We start from the raw sequence: 14,428 nt of genomic DNA on the forward strand, positions 1-14,428 counted from the left end.
CTTACCATTACGGAAAAATCTGCAGTCGACTACTAATATTTGGTCAATCCACAGGGTATGTTGTTTCCAACAGTTTTTTTCCGTTTATATGGTTTTAAGTAGAATTATATAGTAATGAATCATTGAACAATTTCAAAAACAGTACCTTGGTTAAAATCAGTCACTTTCATAGAGCCATAAGCCCCTAAATATAGTTTGGTTTGATCCAGATTCGCTCCCAGACTAACATAATAAGCTGATTGTGACCCAAAATTATAATCGGTTTTAATAACACCAAAATCATTTAGTTTACAATCTGTTCTTACCCTGGTATAAGCTAAAACCCCTCTAACCGGAGATTGTGATACTTCCTTCCGGGCGAGATCAGTAAACACAACGCTTCCCGATAAATCGGGGATTCCATTCCCCATAAAGGCTTGCACTCCTGTAAGTGCAGTTCCTCCAAACTTATCACGTCGGGGATCTATATGATAATAACTAGTTAAAGGCTGAAGACGCCTCACTGAATTTTTTACTGCTTCATTGAAATAAGCAATGGTTTTCTCATCCAAATTCGGATTTGCAGGGCAGCCCCTTGGAATCGAAGTAGGAAAAGCACCTTCCCACCCTCGCCAGCCAAAGTTAATAAATCCTTCTTGGTCAGGTTCAGCGTTCATTAAAGAAGCTTGAATAAGCTGAGTGACTGGTATTGGTTTATAATGGACGAATGAAAAAATCGACTCTACCAAATCCTGTCCGACATTTCCCACATATTTAATATACTGATTATAGAACCTTTGAAATGAAATGCCTGGTATATTGCGAACCCCTTTGGCAATTACCGTAAGCGTTTCCTGAATAGGCGCGGGAAGTTCATTAAAACGTGTGACTACAGGAGGATTATCGAAAAATGTATTCCTACCTACATCAATTTCAATTATTTTACCGGCGATTTCCATATCGTCCTGACTTAAATTAAAGGGATCATAGCCTGATCCGCCATCTCCGGTTGTTAAAACAAGCTTTCCTGTTTCAGGTGAAAAGTTTAAGCTATTGACGCCATTATGATTAAAAAATGGTCTTCTTAAATTAAGTAATGTCCGCCGTTTTTGAGGCTGACCATTCGATTGTAAAATCCATTCTTCAACTGTATCAATGTGATCATATTGAGTTTCTCTATTTATCCACCTTAGGTTTAAAGTTCTGGGATCACACGGGTTAGGATTAAAAAATTCAGGAAGACCCTGTCTTGCAGCTTCTGAATTTGGAAGAGCACCTGGACCTTGTGTTCCCGCTACTGAATAATGAAGATAAAATAGACCGTTATAATAAAAATTGGGGTGAAACGCTAGCCCCAGCAATCCCCGTTCATCATATCCACCGATAGATTCACCTAGTTTTATGATTTGCGGACGAATATCTAAAAAAGTCCTTAAACTTGAGTTTCTTATGTAGAAGATTTCTCCTACCTGGGTAGCAATAAATAATCTTTCTATTGAGTCACCCGGAAGTATAGTTGTTTTCAAAACAGTGGGTAAATTTATCTTACTTGCAATAGGCCGTAAACGAACCTTAACATTTTGCAATTAACTATACACTCCTTTTTATTTTTTTTATAAAAATATGATTAGAACTGTCCTATTAGCACCAAATTAGGGCCATAGAATCTGATAAGACATTGCGCAATTTGCCGCACCATTGTACTTATCTAGAAGAAGGGCGATTATATAACAATAATAATATAATAAAATTCGATATTAATTTATTGCAAAACGATAAATGGTGTGATAAATTCGAAATGATAATAATTAAGCGAGGTGCTTTTGATGAAACAGGTGTCAACACTCTTTTTAAAGATAGCTGTTATTCTGATTGGAATTCCGATTCTAGCTTTGTGCATCTTTTTGGTGCCTAAGTTAGGGGATCTTGCAGCCCAATTGCTTCCAGAGGCAGCCTATATTAAGTATCTTGTTTGGATAGTTTTTTATGCTTCGGCAATCCCTTTTTACTTTGCTCTTTATCAGGCTTTCAAACTTTTACGCTATATTGACAAAAACGAGGCTTTCTCGCAAATATCTGTAAAAGCTTTAATGAAAATCAAATACTGTGCAGTCACAATCAGCGTTTTGCATGTGCTGGTCTTGCCGCTCTTCTATCTCTTTACGGAAATAGACGACGCCCCGGGTGTTATCTTTGTAGGATTGCTTGTTCCATTTGCTTCGATGGTAATTGCTGTTTTTGCGGCTGTTCTCCAGAAACTTTTACAAGAAGCAATTGATATCAAATCAGAAAATGATTTAACGGTCTGAGGTGAAACAATGGCAATTATAATCAATATTGATGTAATGCTGGCTAAAAGGAAAATGAGCGTAACAGAACTTTCAGAGAGGGTTGGAATCACGATGGCTAACCTTTCGATATTGAAAAACGGAAAGGCAAAAGCCATTAGGCTATCAACTTTAGAGGGAATATGTAAAGCATTAGAATGTCAACCCGGAGATATTTTAGAATACCGAAGTGATGAAGACTCCCAAGATTAAAGGAGATGAAAATTTATTTTTTCCGTTAAAAAAGGGGAGTTACTCATGAAAGTGACCATTAAAAAAATGGAGGCAAACATGATGAGAGCACTAAAACAACTCGTTCGTTTTGGTTGGGAGCAGGCCCTATCCTGTTTGTTTCCTGTCGTTATTTTTGCCTCTTTGGCTTTTACAAAATTCGTGCCACTTCCCTTCCTGCCACGTTATGATTGGCTGCTCGTCATCTGCCTTGTGATGCAGTGGTGGATGGTGCGTTCTGGGCTTGAAACACGGGATGAACTAAAGGTTATCACAATGTTCCACCTTATTGGACTTACTCTTGAACTTTTTAAGGTACATATGGGCTCCTGGTCTTATCCAGAGGAAGGATATTTTAAAATTTTTGGAGTGCCTTTGTATAGCGGATTCATGTACGCCAGTGTAGCGAGTTATCTTTGCCAGGCGTGGAGAAGGTTAAAGGTTGAACTGGTTAAGTGGCCGCCGTTTTTGGTAGTTGTACCTCTTGCAGCTGCGATTTATTTGAATTTTTTCACCCATCATTATTGGATTGACGTCCGCTTTTGGTTATCTGGACTTGTCATGATCGTCTTTTGGCAATCATGGGTCACATACGAGGTTGATGGAACTCGTTACCGTATGCCACTCGCACTTTCTTTCGTGCTTATCGGATTTTTTATATGGATAGCCGAAAATATCGCAACATTCTTTGCAGCTTGGGAATATCCAAACCAAACCGATGCATGGAGTCTCGTTCATCTAGGAAAGGTGAGTTCATGGCTCTTATTAGTGATTGTAAGCTTTCTTATAGTAGCGACGTTAAAGCAGGTTAAGGGGGAAAATACCACTAGGGCAGAACCTAGTCAATTTTTATAACGTTAAAAAAGTCGGATCCTTAGCAAAGTAAGGAATTCGACTTTTTTTGGGTTGAAGTTCTCCAAGCGTAAAAATTCCGAATAAGATAAAATGGAAAAATCACATTCGAATTGTTGGGTTTTTTCTGATAAATAGCATTTAATAATACTCCGGAATGAATTATTAAGGGTTCTTTTTAAAATATTCACTTAAACAATAGGGCAGCGTTAATCCAAGAGGGGTTAAAGCGATTTTTATAGAACAGGATAGTTCATCAAGACTTAATAATGTGTTAGTAGGAACTAATTTTTGAATGAGTGTGGACCTGCGAAAAAATGAAATGTGTGACAGTATGAGCATATGGACTCACACTATCAATAAATTCTTCTGCCTTGCCAAAAGTGTCAAATTGCATTTTAAGCATATAACAGGCATTTCCTGCGATCCGATAGCAAAATTCAACATTTGGTAAGCCCTCTATAAGCTTCTTAAAAGATTTATAGTCCCCGTTCTTAACTGTTGCTTCTATAATACATTGGATTGGAAGTCCTAATTTCTCATAATCCACTTCCAATGTATACTTTTTTATGATTCCAAATGACTCCATTCTCCTTACGCGCTCTGTTACAGAAGGAGAAGATAAATTGATTCTTCTACCCAGTTCACTCATCGAAAGTCGACTGTTTTCACTTAATTCATCTATTATTTTTCTATCAACAGAATCAATTTTCATTTTTTAAGGATAATCCCCCTATTTTCGTTAATTTGGTAAAGAGTAAATTAAAATTTAAATACCCATTTAATGTGAAACAACAAAATAATTCGATATTATACATACTACAAGGAGGGTTTGATTATGGCAAGAATTAAAGAATCAAAGTACGGGGAAACCCCGTTTCAAAAGCTATTAGGGCATAACAAGGAAATAATGATTGCGTGGAATCGTCTGGGAGATGAGCTGGAAAAAGACGGGAAACTATCATCGCTGTTAAAAGAACAGGTAAGAAGAACTTTAGCACATGAAAATGGTTGTGAGTATTGTAAGGCAAAAGGAAAACCTGAACCTCACTTTTACGATGAAAAAATATCTGTTGCAATAGGATTTACAGAGGTATTTATTAAACAAAAAGGGGATATTCCAGACACTGCCTTTAATGTGTTGAAAGAGTACCTATCAGATGAGGAAATCAGCGAGCTTTGCGCGTTTATTACATTTACTACTGCTTCACAGTATTTTGGCGCTATGATGAAATTAGAATCTCCGAGTGCATAACAATATGTAACTCATAACCCATGAATAAATTAAATCGTTGATAGGAATAGTAAAGGTAAAATCTACTTCCATTAAAATGATTAAGAGATCGGCTGGTGCCGGTCTTTTTTCTTTTGTTTTCTATTTCTTGGACTCAAAACTGGAATATTATGTTAAAATTAGTTTATTAGATGCTGATTTTAAGAGGCTTGAAGAGGAATTTTTAAAGAGGAGGACATGATGGACAAAAAGAAGATAGCAACAAATACTTATCAAAAACATATTAGTTTTGATGAAGAAGAGGTGATAATTTGCCAAAACCAAATAGAAAACCGGAAAGAGTTGGTATTGGGTTCCATTTATTTCCGCGATGATTATTTCCATAATTGTTGTATCAGAAATTATTTATCTAAAAACTCCTAAAGTAGGAGTTTGGAACCCGCCAGATACAGAAGATATTATGCGGGAAGTAGTATGGGGAGTATTGATGGTAATTATATTTACGCTGCAAGAAGTTAACGGTCTTTATCAATACAATAAACAGAAAAGCAAAAGAGACACGAATGTGTAGACTCCCCATTTCTTTCAAAAGGGTTTTAAACTAACGGGGCAGTTTAGTTAAAAAGTAAATAATGAGATCGGGACGGAGCAAAAGGATGAAAACAACTAATTTGAAAGGATATATGCGGTGAGTGATTTGTTAAAAAAGATACTAATAGTAATTCCGTTTTTTTTATTGGTTATAGAAATAGTGAATGCAAGATTTGGTTATCTATTACACAATGAGCTAAAGGTAACTCCTATTTTAAATATTTTTCTTAACACAGTACCTTTATTTATTTTCGTATTGTTTGATGTTCTTACGAGAAAACAGGAATCCACTTTCCAGATGGTTATACAAGCAAGTTTCTATATTTATGTAATGTCTGTATTTTACTTAACTCTTTTCCCCATGTCACTTGAGAATTTCTTAACCAATACATTTTGGTTAAGAAGTATCAATCTAGAACCATTTAACATTTTTAGAGACTATCATTTTTTTGATAGTCAAATTGTTGGGAACTTTATTATGTTATTCCCATTAGGAATTTATCTTCACTTTCTCTATAGGAAGTTTACAACAAAAGTAAGTTCATTAGTGTTTATTTTCTTTGTATCATTTTCAATTGAAGTATTTCAGTTAGTATTTTCAGCAGGAAGTACGGATATTGATGATATCATGTTAAACACAGTAGGTGGGTATCTTGGATACTGGTGCTTCAAGGTTTCCAGTACAATCTATCATAAAAAATCAGATAAGACATTCAATGCACTAATTAAATAATCTTCTTCAACAATCGGAGCAGGTTTGTTGAATAATAAAAATTTTGTTAGGAACGTACCTTAGGTTAAAATAATGTAAAATTCATAGGGGATGTGGAATAGGTGAATTTTAAACCATCACAAAGGATTAGACCAGTGTATCGGATGATTAACAAAAACGAAATCATAGAAGCTATTCAACTGATACAACTTGATATTGAGGAATTGGAAAAAGAGTTGAACGGTGAATATCCAAGTATAGTAATGGATGCCATTGAAGATACATTTGAACAGATATACATTTGATTTAGGTTATTTAGAACGAAGACTTTCTCGATTACAAAGAACCAATAATAAAGGTAACTAATTTGTTCAACTAACGAGTACTTTAGTTCAAGTACAATGAGCTGTTCGCAGCTCTTTTTCTTTTTGTGCTAACGGAGCAGTTTAAACGGATTAAGGAAAAGTATTATTAGTGGCAAAAAAAGTGGTTTGATTAGAGATTATTTTTGTTCATAATACGAATTTAGTATTCTGAAAATCCATTGAAACAGGAACACATGTTTGCTAAAATAAAGTAAATGACAAAGGGGGAGTTCGATGAGTAATATAATGCTTCGGAATGTGATTGAGGATGATCTTCCTATTTTTTTCAAACATCAACAGAACCATGAAGCGAACCATATGGCTGCCTTTACGAGCAAAGACCCCAGTGATTGGGATGGCTTCACTACACACTGGAACAAAATTCTTACTGATAAGGAAATTATAAAGCAGACGATTATTGTCGAAAAGAATGTGGTTGGGCATATTTCATGTTTCGAGCAGTTCGGAGAACCAGAAGTTAGCTATTGGATTGGAAAGGAATATTGGGGAAAAGGAATCGCAACAAAAGCTTTACGGGAATTTCTAAAGCACATTACAACTCGTCCCCTTTATGCTCGTGCCGCGAAAGACAATGCCGGATCTCTTAAGGTTCTAGAGAAATGTGGATTCATGATTACTGGTGAGGACAGTGGGTTTTCTAATGCACGTGGCGAAGATGTGGAGGAGTTTATTCTTACCCTTAATTAAAGAAATCTAAAAATATAGTGTGTATTACGTTATAGGGCGTAATTCTGCAGCAAGAATTGTTCTCTTTCTTTATGTTAAGGCTTATTGAGCTAAAGAAGCAGGTTAGTTGAATAAAGAGGTTGAATAATACGGAAGGATTGGTCAAATGCGTTTAATAAATGACCTTCGGAATCTATGTAAAAGATATGAAAAAGAGGAATTTGACTTAGTAGAATTGCAAGGACGGTTAAGAACTGTAGTCACACCTGAACCCGATTTCCACAGTATAGATAAGTTGTTGTTACAAATGGATAACGAATTAGAGGAAATAATCTTTACCCAAATAGAGAGTAATCATCAGTATTATGCTCGACAAGCAATAAAGAATTTTTTAAATAAGTTAAACGAGATTGAGAGAAGTGCACAACCTAATTGAACTAACGGAGCAGAAGAGTGGAAGAATGGATTTTTAATAAAGGACAAAATTTTTTAATGGTGATTAAATGAAACTACCTAATGGTATAACTGGATTTTATAATTCGAAGAACAATAAGCCTCCTAAAGTTGATGGAAAACAATTTAAACAGGTGTGCTACGATCGTAAATCGTAGTGGAGGTAAAGTGTTAGAGTTTAAAGAACCGCAATATCCAATGAATTTTTATGACACTGAAGTTAAAGTTTTTAATAAGCATTTTCATATATTACTTAATGAACACTATCCTTATCTATCTTTTGCTTCAGTTGTTGAGTTTGGAAAGATAAATTTTATTGATGTACCCGAACTAAAACAGTTTAATTCATTTTATAAAGTTTTGAGTGTAAAGGAACTAAATGAACCTTTAGTTTTAAAACCTGATCCTAAAAAAGGTATCTTACAAAATGATATTAATTTGAATGGTGCTGAGTTGGAACAAGTAGCTTATTGGGAGCCTAAAAGAATTGGCGAAGTCATCTTCAATTATTGGGATTAGTGCAGGATTTTCTTGTTGAACTAACGGGTAGCGTTGATCCAAGAAGGATTAACGTATTTTTTGTGGAAATTACTGAACTAACGAAGCAGTAGAGTTGAATAAGGAGAAGTTATCTAGGGGAATTAGGGGGGAAAGAAATGAGTTTAAAAAGTAATAAGGTTCAATCCATAAAAATTAGACCTTTATTGATAGATGATTTTAGGTATGTTTTACATTGGAGTAAGGATGATACATTTTGTTTAGTAAATGGGTGGGAAAAAGATAGAGACGAACAAGAATTATATAGATGGTGGCTACATTGTGTAAATAATGTATCTGAAGATTTTATTCGAATGGCAATAGAAATGGGCCAAAGGATAATCGGATATGCAGATCTAGCCCATATTAAAGATAATTCTGCTGAATTAGGCATAGCAATTGGTGAAAGTACTTTATGGGGAAAAGGATTTGGATTTAACGCAAGTATAATTATTATGGATTATGCTTCAAGGCATTTAGGAATTACAGTAATTAATGCAGAAACACATGAAACGAATATACGCTCAAGAAAAATGCTTGAGAAGATAGGATTTAAAGAAGTTAGTAGAATTGGTAGTGAAGAATACATAGGAAGAGAGAATCAACTAATTCAATATAGGTTTTCATTTTAAGATATGCTTTTTTTTATTAAAGTAACGGGCAGTTTACTTCAATAAGAAACTTGTTTGTCCACATTATCTTGGTGGTATAATTAGGAAAATGCAGGAGTAAGAGAAGAGGGTGAAGATTGAAATGGTGATTTTAAGACCTGGATACGGTCTAGACCCTAATGGATTTATTGTAAGCGATGTTAGTATCGATAAAATTGATAATGTCTATGTGCCTTGCATTCGAGAATCTGTCGAGAGTCTTAGAAATTTGTTTCATCAACAGTTGCACAGTGTTTATGTGTACGGTAGCGTAGCAAGAGGTGAAGCGGTTGCTTTTAAATCAGATTTAGACCTTATCGCTCTGTTTTATGGCAAACTGAGTTCGGTTAAGCTGGCTGAATTAAAAAAACTTGCTGGAGAACTGTCTCAAAAGTATCGTTCTCTGGTTCGTGATGTTGGTATAGCTGTTGCATATTACGACTATACGGTTGACCCTTCAAATTATTACGAAAATGCATTTCTTAAGGAACTCTGTGTTTGTGTGTACGGAGAGGATTTAGGAGGACGATTTGGTCCGTACAAACTTACATCAGAGATAGCCCTTCGCTTCAATGGTGATATTTGTGAGGCTCTTACTAGGACGTTAAATAGGTTAGAAACAGCTTCTAACGAAGATTTCAAAACATTTTCACAAAGCTTCGCTCGTAAACTCATTCGAACATACTATTCAATGGTGATGGTGCGTTCTCAGATTTGGTCAACACGACTTCACGAGCAATCTGAAGTCTTTATCCACCACTTCCCAGATAAAAAATCTATTATTCGTATACTGCTAAATTGGATCGATGAACCGCCGACGGACCGTGAGGCTGTATATGAGTTGTTTAAGAGAGAGGGTGAATGGGCTAGTGCGAATTTTGCACATGAAGCCAATCTTTCTCCCTGAACTACCGGGTAGCTTTAATCCAAGAAGGATTAAGGCATTTTTTGTTGAAGTTACTAAACTAACGGGGCAGTTTAGTCCTTAATCCACTACGAGTAAAAACAATAAGGGGGAAACTAATATGACAAAGAGAAATAAGGAGTTGTCACTAGAAAAACGTGAAGAATTACTCAGAGCATTGAAAGCTCGTTTTGAGAAAAACATGAACCGCCATAAAGATCTTGAATGGGCTAAAGTCCAAGCAAAGCTGGAAGCTAATAGTGAAAAACTGTGGTCGCTCAATGAAATGGAAAGAACCGGCGGTGAACCGGATGTTGTTGGTCATGATAAAAAGAAGGACGAATACATTTTTTATGATTGTTCAACTGAAAGTCCTAAAGGTCGCAGAAGTGTTTGTTACGACCGTGAAGCGCTGGAGTCAAGGAAAAATCATAAACCAGAAAATAACGCTATTGATATGGCTGCTGCCATGGGCATTGAGCTTTTAACGGAAGAACAATACCGGGAGTTGCAGAAACTTGGAAATTTTGATATGAAAACATCGAGCTGGGTGAAAACACCTGCTACTATTAGAAAACACGGAGGGGCAATCTTTTGTGATCGTCGCTACGATACTGTCTTTGTGTACCACAATGGAGCAGAATCCTACTATGCTGCCAGGGGTTTCCGTGGCTCGCTAAGGGTCTAAATTTTGCACAACAGCCAAATTTGAATTTGAGAACGGATCACCTGGGGAGAGGCTTTAATTTCATTCTTCAACTAAAGGGTGAGTTCATCCAAGAAGGATTAACGCTTTTTTATTGAAGTTATTGTACTAAAGAAGCAGGTTAGCTGAAGATGAATTAACACAAAATGGCCGTCTATGAAGGCGGCCTTTTTTTATTTTGGTGGTTTTTTAAAATAAGGGATTAACAATTGGAATATTATGTTAAGATTAGATAGGGTTTTGATGGCGGGAATAAGATATAATGATTATCTTCATGAGGAGTCCTCAAATTTTATTAACTTTATAGTTTAATTTAAGGGTGTGTCTAGTTTGGTTGTAAATAGTAATAAAAATAAGAGTTTAATTGAAAAGGTTCTATTTATTGTAGAGGCAGAGTTTATTGACCACACTAGTCTGACTGCCGAGGTGACTTCATGTCAGTAAAGAAAGAGAAGCCCATTTCACAATTAATGAGGAAGCGTAGAATTTGGGGTTATGCGGCTGCTATAGCAGTAACGCCTTATCTTTTAATCAAAATTGCTTGGACTTTCGGATTCTTCATGCCGACCGAACAAATGGGCGACCCAAGCTGGCGCACTGCAAATGCCGTGACCATGGTTCTCGCTGTAGTCGGCATCCTGTTAGCGTTAGCGTTCAGCATGCAATGGGGAGAACGGTTACCCGCTTGGTTGGTTGCCTTGCCCGTCTGGGTAGGTACTGGTTTACTAATTCCAATGGTGTTGCTAGCACCGGTGCTTGGACCTGCAGCTATGATACGCGATCAGCAGTCGGGAACAGCCCATGTTTGGATATTTGAGCAGATTTTAGTAATGGTCTCACTGGTGGGGGTCGGAATCTGCCTGCCTTTCGCTTTAGCGGGATACGCTAAAGCACGTTGGCCAGAGGCATTTAGCGGTCCAATCGACATCGAATTACTTCCAGGCAACAGCCAAAACATTCAAATCACGATGGCCAGGCTTGTAGCGGCTGGCTGTGTCCTGCTTGGAATTATTAAGATATTCTGGTCGGCTGGGGGAACGATTGGTATCAACCCTGGCATGCTGGATAACCGCGATTTATGGTGGCATCTATTGTCGTTGAGTACGGGTGTGTGGGCTTTCGCGGGTGCTTGGGGAGTGTTGGTATTGACCACCCGCCGTGGGTCGAAGACGTTCTTCCCTCCCATGGCAGCAGCTTGGGTTTCGTCAGGAATGCTGTTCTCATTTAACCTCTTCAACCGTTTGTCCTCCACTCGGCCCGATGCACAACCTGCACTGGAGTCCCCGATAGCACATGTGGTGACCACGGAGTTAGGCAGTGTTTTGGGCGTGATGATGGGAATGGTGATCCTGATGGTACTGCATGACCGCCGGAGAGCTATGCGCAGAGAGAGATAAAGGGGGAAATTTTAAATGGGGAAAAATACAAAACTACTTTATTGTATTATAGGGAGTGCTACCCTTGCTTTTTTAAATAATCCTATATTTAGTGATTCAAAGCTCGGAATATTCAAGGGTGGTTATGGAGGAAATGTATTCGGAGAATTATTAGTTAGAATTACTGATATATTGTCATTGATTGGGTTTATATTGTTAATGTTATTTTCTATTATCTTAATCATAAGGAATATAAATATTAAGGAAAATTAAAGGAACGATACCTTTTGTCGCTTAGGCTAGGCAGAGAGTAGAACTCAATGTAGCGTTGATCTGTGGGAATGACGCTTTTTATATGGATTAGGTCTAACGGGTCAGGATAGTTGAATAATAATATCTATGATTTGAGGATAACTTAATACTGGTGATGAAAATGAATAGGTTATTAATTATATTAACTACTATCGGACTACTTTCCACATGTGTACAGACTGCAATTGCTAAACCTTTTAATGATGATGTAGTAAGCAGTTTTATCCGTACGCTAGTTACAAAAGGGGAAGAAGAGGCAAGATCATATGTAGATTCAGATGTTGATATTCCAGAGATACGTGAAAATACCCCAATAAGAGGAGTTTCTGGATTACCTTCACCAAAGGGCAATGTGAGAGTGTCCGTTGCATATTTTGATGATGGAAAAAATGCGCCAGACCGAATGGCTTTTATCTGGGAAGTCACTTATAAGAAGAACAAAATTACTGACATTAGGGTTGTTTATGATGGTTCTAACCCATTTATGAATGAGTTGAACATTATAAAAGCGTATAAGAAAAAGTTTAGCAAGAACATTCTTGGACTATCTAGCTTTCCATTTGATATTACTCACGTAGATGGGGAAATCAAAGGTGAAGTAGCAAATATTCAATATAAAAATAACGAAAAAAATGGAATAATAAATCTCAAAGTAGAACCAAAAGACAAAGAATTAGATATGTATAAAGATGTTGGTAGTAAATTATATTTTTTGAAAAATGGTGAAAAGGCACTTTGTTTAAGAGATTCGTCACATAATTATAAACTAATTTTCCAATACGATGAATTACAATACACAATTGATATTGAGGGTATAGTTACTCAACCTAACGATTTGATATATGTGGCAAATTCGATGTTTCTTCCATAAAAATTTTTATTAGTCTTAAAAGACTTTAGAATTTAGTTCAAGGGTCTAATTTTTCTTTTTTTTAATATAACCGGTGCGTTGATCCAGGAAGGATTTTTTTTGTGGAAGTTATTGAGCTAACGGGTCAGTTTAGTTTAAGTATATTCCTTCACAAAGTTATTGAAAAAGTCGCTCATCCTAGTTGGGAAAAGGAAAATCGGCTTTTTCTTTAATTAGCTTTGGAGGCAATATATATATATATAAAGATGTCCCAAAAGTTAGACTTTTAAGACACCCTCGAAATTACCTTTAGAATTTATCATTTACACAACTCACATTGTACTGATGTCAATCACGAATCGATATTTCACATCTGAAGCTAATACGCGTTCGTAGGCTTCGTCAATTTGGTCGGCTGAAATTACTTCAATCTTAGGAACAATGTCATGTTTTGCACAGAACTCCAACATCTCCTGAGTCTCACGGATGCCCCCAATCATTGACCCTGCAAATGAACGGCGATGAGGAATAAGAGAGAACACATTTAGTGCCAATGGCTCCGCAGGCGCACCAACATTTACTAATGTACCATCCAGCGTTAACAGGGAGAGGTAAGCATTAATGTCGATTTGTGCACTTACTGTGTTAATGATCAGGTCAAAAGTACCAGCAAGCTTATTAAATGTCTCAGGATCACTTGTGGCATAGTAGTCCTTAGCACCGAATTGCAAACCATCTTCTTTTTTCCTCAATGATTGAGACAGAACAGTGACCTCTGCACCCATGGCATGTGCAATTTGAACAGCCATATGACCAAGACCGCCCATACCAACAACCGCTACTTTCTTACCTGGACCCGCTCCCCAATGGTTTAGTGGTGAATACGTTGTAATACCTGCACAAAGTAATGGTGCTGCAACATCAAGTTCAATGTTATCAGGTATTCTGACTACGAAGTCCTCAGTTACGACAATGTGGGTAGAATAGCCACCTTGAGTTGGCTCTCCGTATTTGTCAACACCAGCGTAGGTAGGGATATTTCCTTTCAGACAGTATTGTTCTTCTCCTTTACGGCAGTTCTCACATTCGCCACAGGAATCAACCATACATCCGACCCCTACCCGGTCACCGACCTTGTATTTTGTAACATTAGGTCCTACAGCCGTAACAACTCCCGCAATCTCGTGTCCAGGTACGAGCGGATATTGCACGGGACCCCATTCGCCGTGAGCAGTATGGATATCAGAATGGCATATGCCTGCATATTTAATTTCAATCAGAACATCATGCGAATCAAGTTCGCGTCTTTTAATTTCAGCGGCTCGAAAAGGTTTGTCTGGGCCGTCGACAGCTCGTGCTTTAGCAGTTATCATGAATAAAACCTCCTGTAACTTTTCTTTTGTTTTTCTTCAGCCTGAACCTCTGATAGCTTTTGCATCCACATAAACCAAGAAGATCGAAAGGTAACGATAGGCTGATTAATCAACATCTGTTTATTATTTTAAATAGAAACGGGTCGCTTTCAATGGTTAAATGAATGCAATTTGTTGTTTATTCAACAAATGAATCCAAATTGTTGATTATCTTACGAAAAAATTGGTGGCATCAAAATATCTAGAGTCATAGAAAAAATAATCAAAAGCCAAAGACAATAAAAAAAGC

At 36.9% G+C, this 14,428-nt stretch carries 18 protein-coding genes; 15 read left to right on the plus strand and 3 right to left on the minus strand.

Features of this window, described 5'->3' with window-relative positions; genetic code table 11:
- Positions 1–119 precede the first annotated feature (119 nt).
- Entirely contained in the window at positions 120–1,565 is a 1,446-nt protein-coding gene (locus tag CRO56_RS08230) for a PQQ-dependent sugar dehydrogenase (protein WP_097158134.1), read from the minus strand.
- 240 nt (positions 1,566–1,805) lie between these two features.
- On the opposite strand from CRO56_RS08230, the gene CRO56_RS08235 reads away from it, so the two are divergent.
- From CRO56_RS08235 to CRO56_RS08245, 3 genes are all read left to right on the plus strand, one after another.
- Positions 1,806–2,288, plus strand: a complete 483-nt coding sequence (locus CRO56_RS08235; RefSeq protein ID WP_097158135.1) for a DUF2975 domain-containing protein — start codon at positions 1,806–1,808, stop codon at positions 2,286–2,288.
- A gap of 9 nt (positions 2,289–2,297) precedes the next feature.
- The gene (locus CRO56_RS08240; protein WP_097158136.1) at positions 2,298–2,519 is read left to right on the plus strand and encodes a helix-turn-helix domain-containing protein; all 222 of its coding nucleotides are present in this window, start codon (positions 2,298–2,300) and stop codon (positions 2,517–2,519) included.
- 81 nt (positions 2,520–2,600) lie between these two features.
- Positions 2,601–3,392, plus strand: coding sequence for a DUF817 domain-containing protein (locus CRO56_RS08245; protein ID WP_097158397.1), 792 nt, complete (start codon positions 2,601–2,603; stop codon positions 3,390–3,392).
- 271 nt (positions 3,393–3,663) lie between these two features.
- On the opposite strand, the gene CRO56_RS08250 is transcribed toward CRO56_RS08245, so the two are convergent.
- On the minus strand, positions 3,664–4,104 hold the full coding sequence (locus tag CRO56_RS08250) for an Lrp/AsnC family transcriptional regulator (RefSeq protein WP_097158137.1): 441 nt from the start codon (positions 4,102–4,104) through the stop codon (positions 3,664–3,666).
- A 123-nt stretch (positions 4,105–4,227) separates the two neighbouring features.
- Between CRO56_RS08250 and CRO56_RS08255 the strand changes: the two genes are divergently transcribed.
- The 12 genes from CRO56_RS08255 (at position 4,228) to CRO56_RS08315 (ending at position 12,787) form a co-directional block, all read left to right on the plus strand.
- Positions 4,228–4,644, plus strand: coding sequence for a carboxymuconolactone decarboxylase family protein (locus CRO56_RS08255; RefSeq protein WP_097158138.1), 417 nt, complete (start codon positions 4,228–4,230; stop codon positions 4,642–4,644).
- A gap of 349 nt (positions 4,645–4,993) precedes the next feature.
- On the plus strand, positions 4,994–5,194 hold the full coding sequence (locus CRO56_RS22830; RefSeq protein WP_097158139.1) for a hypothetical protein: 201 nt from the start codon (positions 4,994–4,996) through the stop codon (positions 5,192–5,194).
- A gap of 117 nt (positions 5,195–5,311) precedes the next feature.
- Complete coding sequence (locus CRO56_RS08265) at positions 5,312–5,947, plus strand: VanZ family protein (protein ID WP_097158140.1); 636 nt, start codon at positions 5,312–5,314, stop codon at positions 5,945–5,947.
- A gap of 101 nt (positions 5,948–6,048) precedes the next feature.
- Entirely contained in the window at positions 6,049–6,231 is a 183-nt protein-coding gene (locus tag CRO56_RS08270; protein ID WP_097158141.1) for a hypothetical protein, read from the plus strand.
- Positions 6,232–6,525: 294 nt separating this feature from the next.
- Positions 6,526–6,999 carry a GNAT family N-acetyltransferase gene (locus CRO56_RS08275; protein WP_097158142.1) on the plus strand — a complete coding sequence of 158 codons (474 nt, stop codon included), beginning with the start codon at positions 6,526–6,528 and terminating at the stop codon, positions 6,997–6,999.
- Positions 7,000–7,599: 600 nt separating this feature from the next.
- Positions 7,600–7,950, plus strand: coding sequence for a hypothetical protein (locus CRO56_RS08285; RefSeq protein WP_245855708.1), 351 nt, complete (start codon positions 7,600–7,602; stop codon positions 7,948–7,950).
- A 137-nt stretch (positions 7,951–8,087) separates the two neighbouring features.
- On the plus strand, positions 8,088–8,600 hold the full coding sequence (locus CRO56_RS08290) for a GNAT family N-acetyltransferase (RefSeq protein WP_097158144.1): 513 nt from the start codon (positions 8,088–8,090) through the stop codon (positions 8,598–8,600).
- Between the two features lie 109 nt (positions 8,601–8,709).
- A complete protein-coding gene (locus CRO56_RS08295) occupies positions 8,710–9,525 on the plus strand; it encodes a nucleotidyltransferase domain-containing protein (protein ID WP_245855711.1) in 816 nt (271 codons plus the stop codon).
- A gap of 118 nt (positions 9,526–9,643) precedes the next feature.
- Complete coding sequence (locus CRO56_RS08300) at positions 9,644–10,210, plus strand: DUF4256 domain-containing protein (protein ID WP_097158145.1); 567 nt, start codon at positions 9,644–9,646, stop codon at positions 10,208–10,210.
- A gap of 452 nt (positions 10,211–10,662) precedes the next feature.
- Positions 10,663–11,625 carry a hypothetical protein gene (locus CRO56_RS08305; RefSeq protein WP_097158146.1) on the plus strand — a complete coding sequence of 321 codons (963 nt, stop codon included), beginning with the start codon at positions 10,663–10,665 and terminating at the stop codon, positions 11,623–11,625.
- A 15-nt stretch (positions 11,626–11,640) separates the two neighbouring features.
- The gene (locus tag CRO56_RS08310; RefSeq protein ID WP_097158147.1) at positions 11,641–11,877 is read left to right on the plus strand and encodes a hypothetical protein; all 237 of its coding nucleotides are present in this window, start codon (positions 11,641–11,643) and stop codon (positions 11,875–11,877) included.
- Between the two features lie 160 nt (positions 11,878–12,037).
- Positions 12,038–12,787: a hypothetical protein gene (locus CRO56_RS08315; RefSeq protein ID WP_097158148.1), complete on the plus strand. Its 750-nt coding sequence runs from the start codon at positions 12,038–12,040 to the stop codon at positions 12,785–12,787.
- A 311-nt stretch (positions 12,788–13,098) separates the two neighbouring features.
- Here CRO56_RS08315 and CRO56_RS08320 read toward each other — a convergent pair whose 3' ends face one another.
- A complete protein-coding gene (locus tag CRO56_RS08320) occupies positions 13,099–14,139 on the minus strand; it encodes an NAD(P)-dependent alcohol dehydrogenase (RefSeq protein ID WP_097158149.1) in 1,041 nt (346 codons plus the stop codon).
- Positions 14,140–14,428 lie beyond the last annotated feature (289 nt).

It is taken from the genome of Bacillus oleivorans (genome assembly GCF_900207585.1).
GTDB lineage: Bacteria > Bacillota > Bacilli > Bacillales > JC228 > Bacillus_BF > Bacillus_BF oleivorans.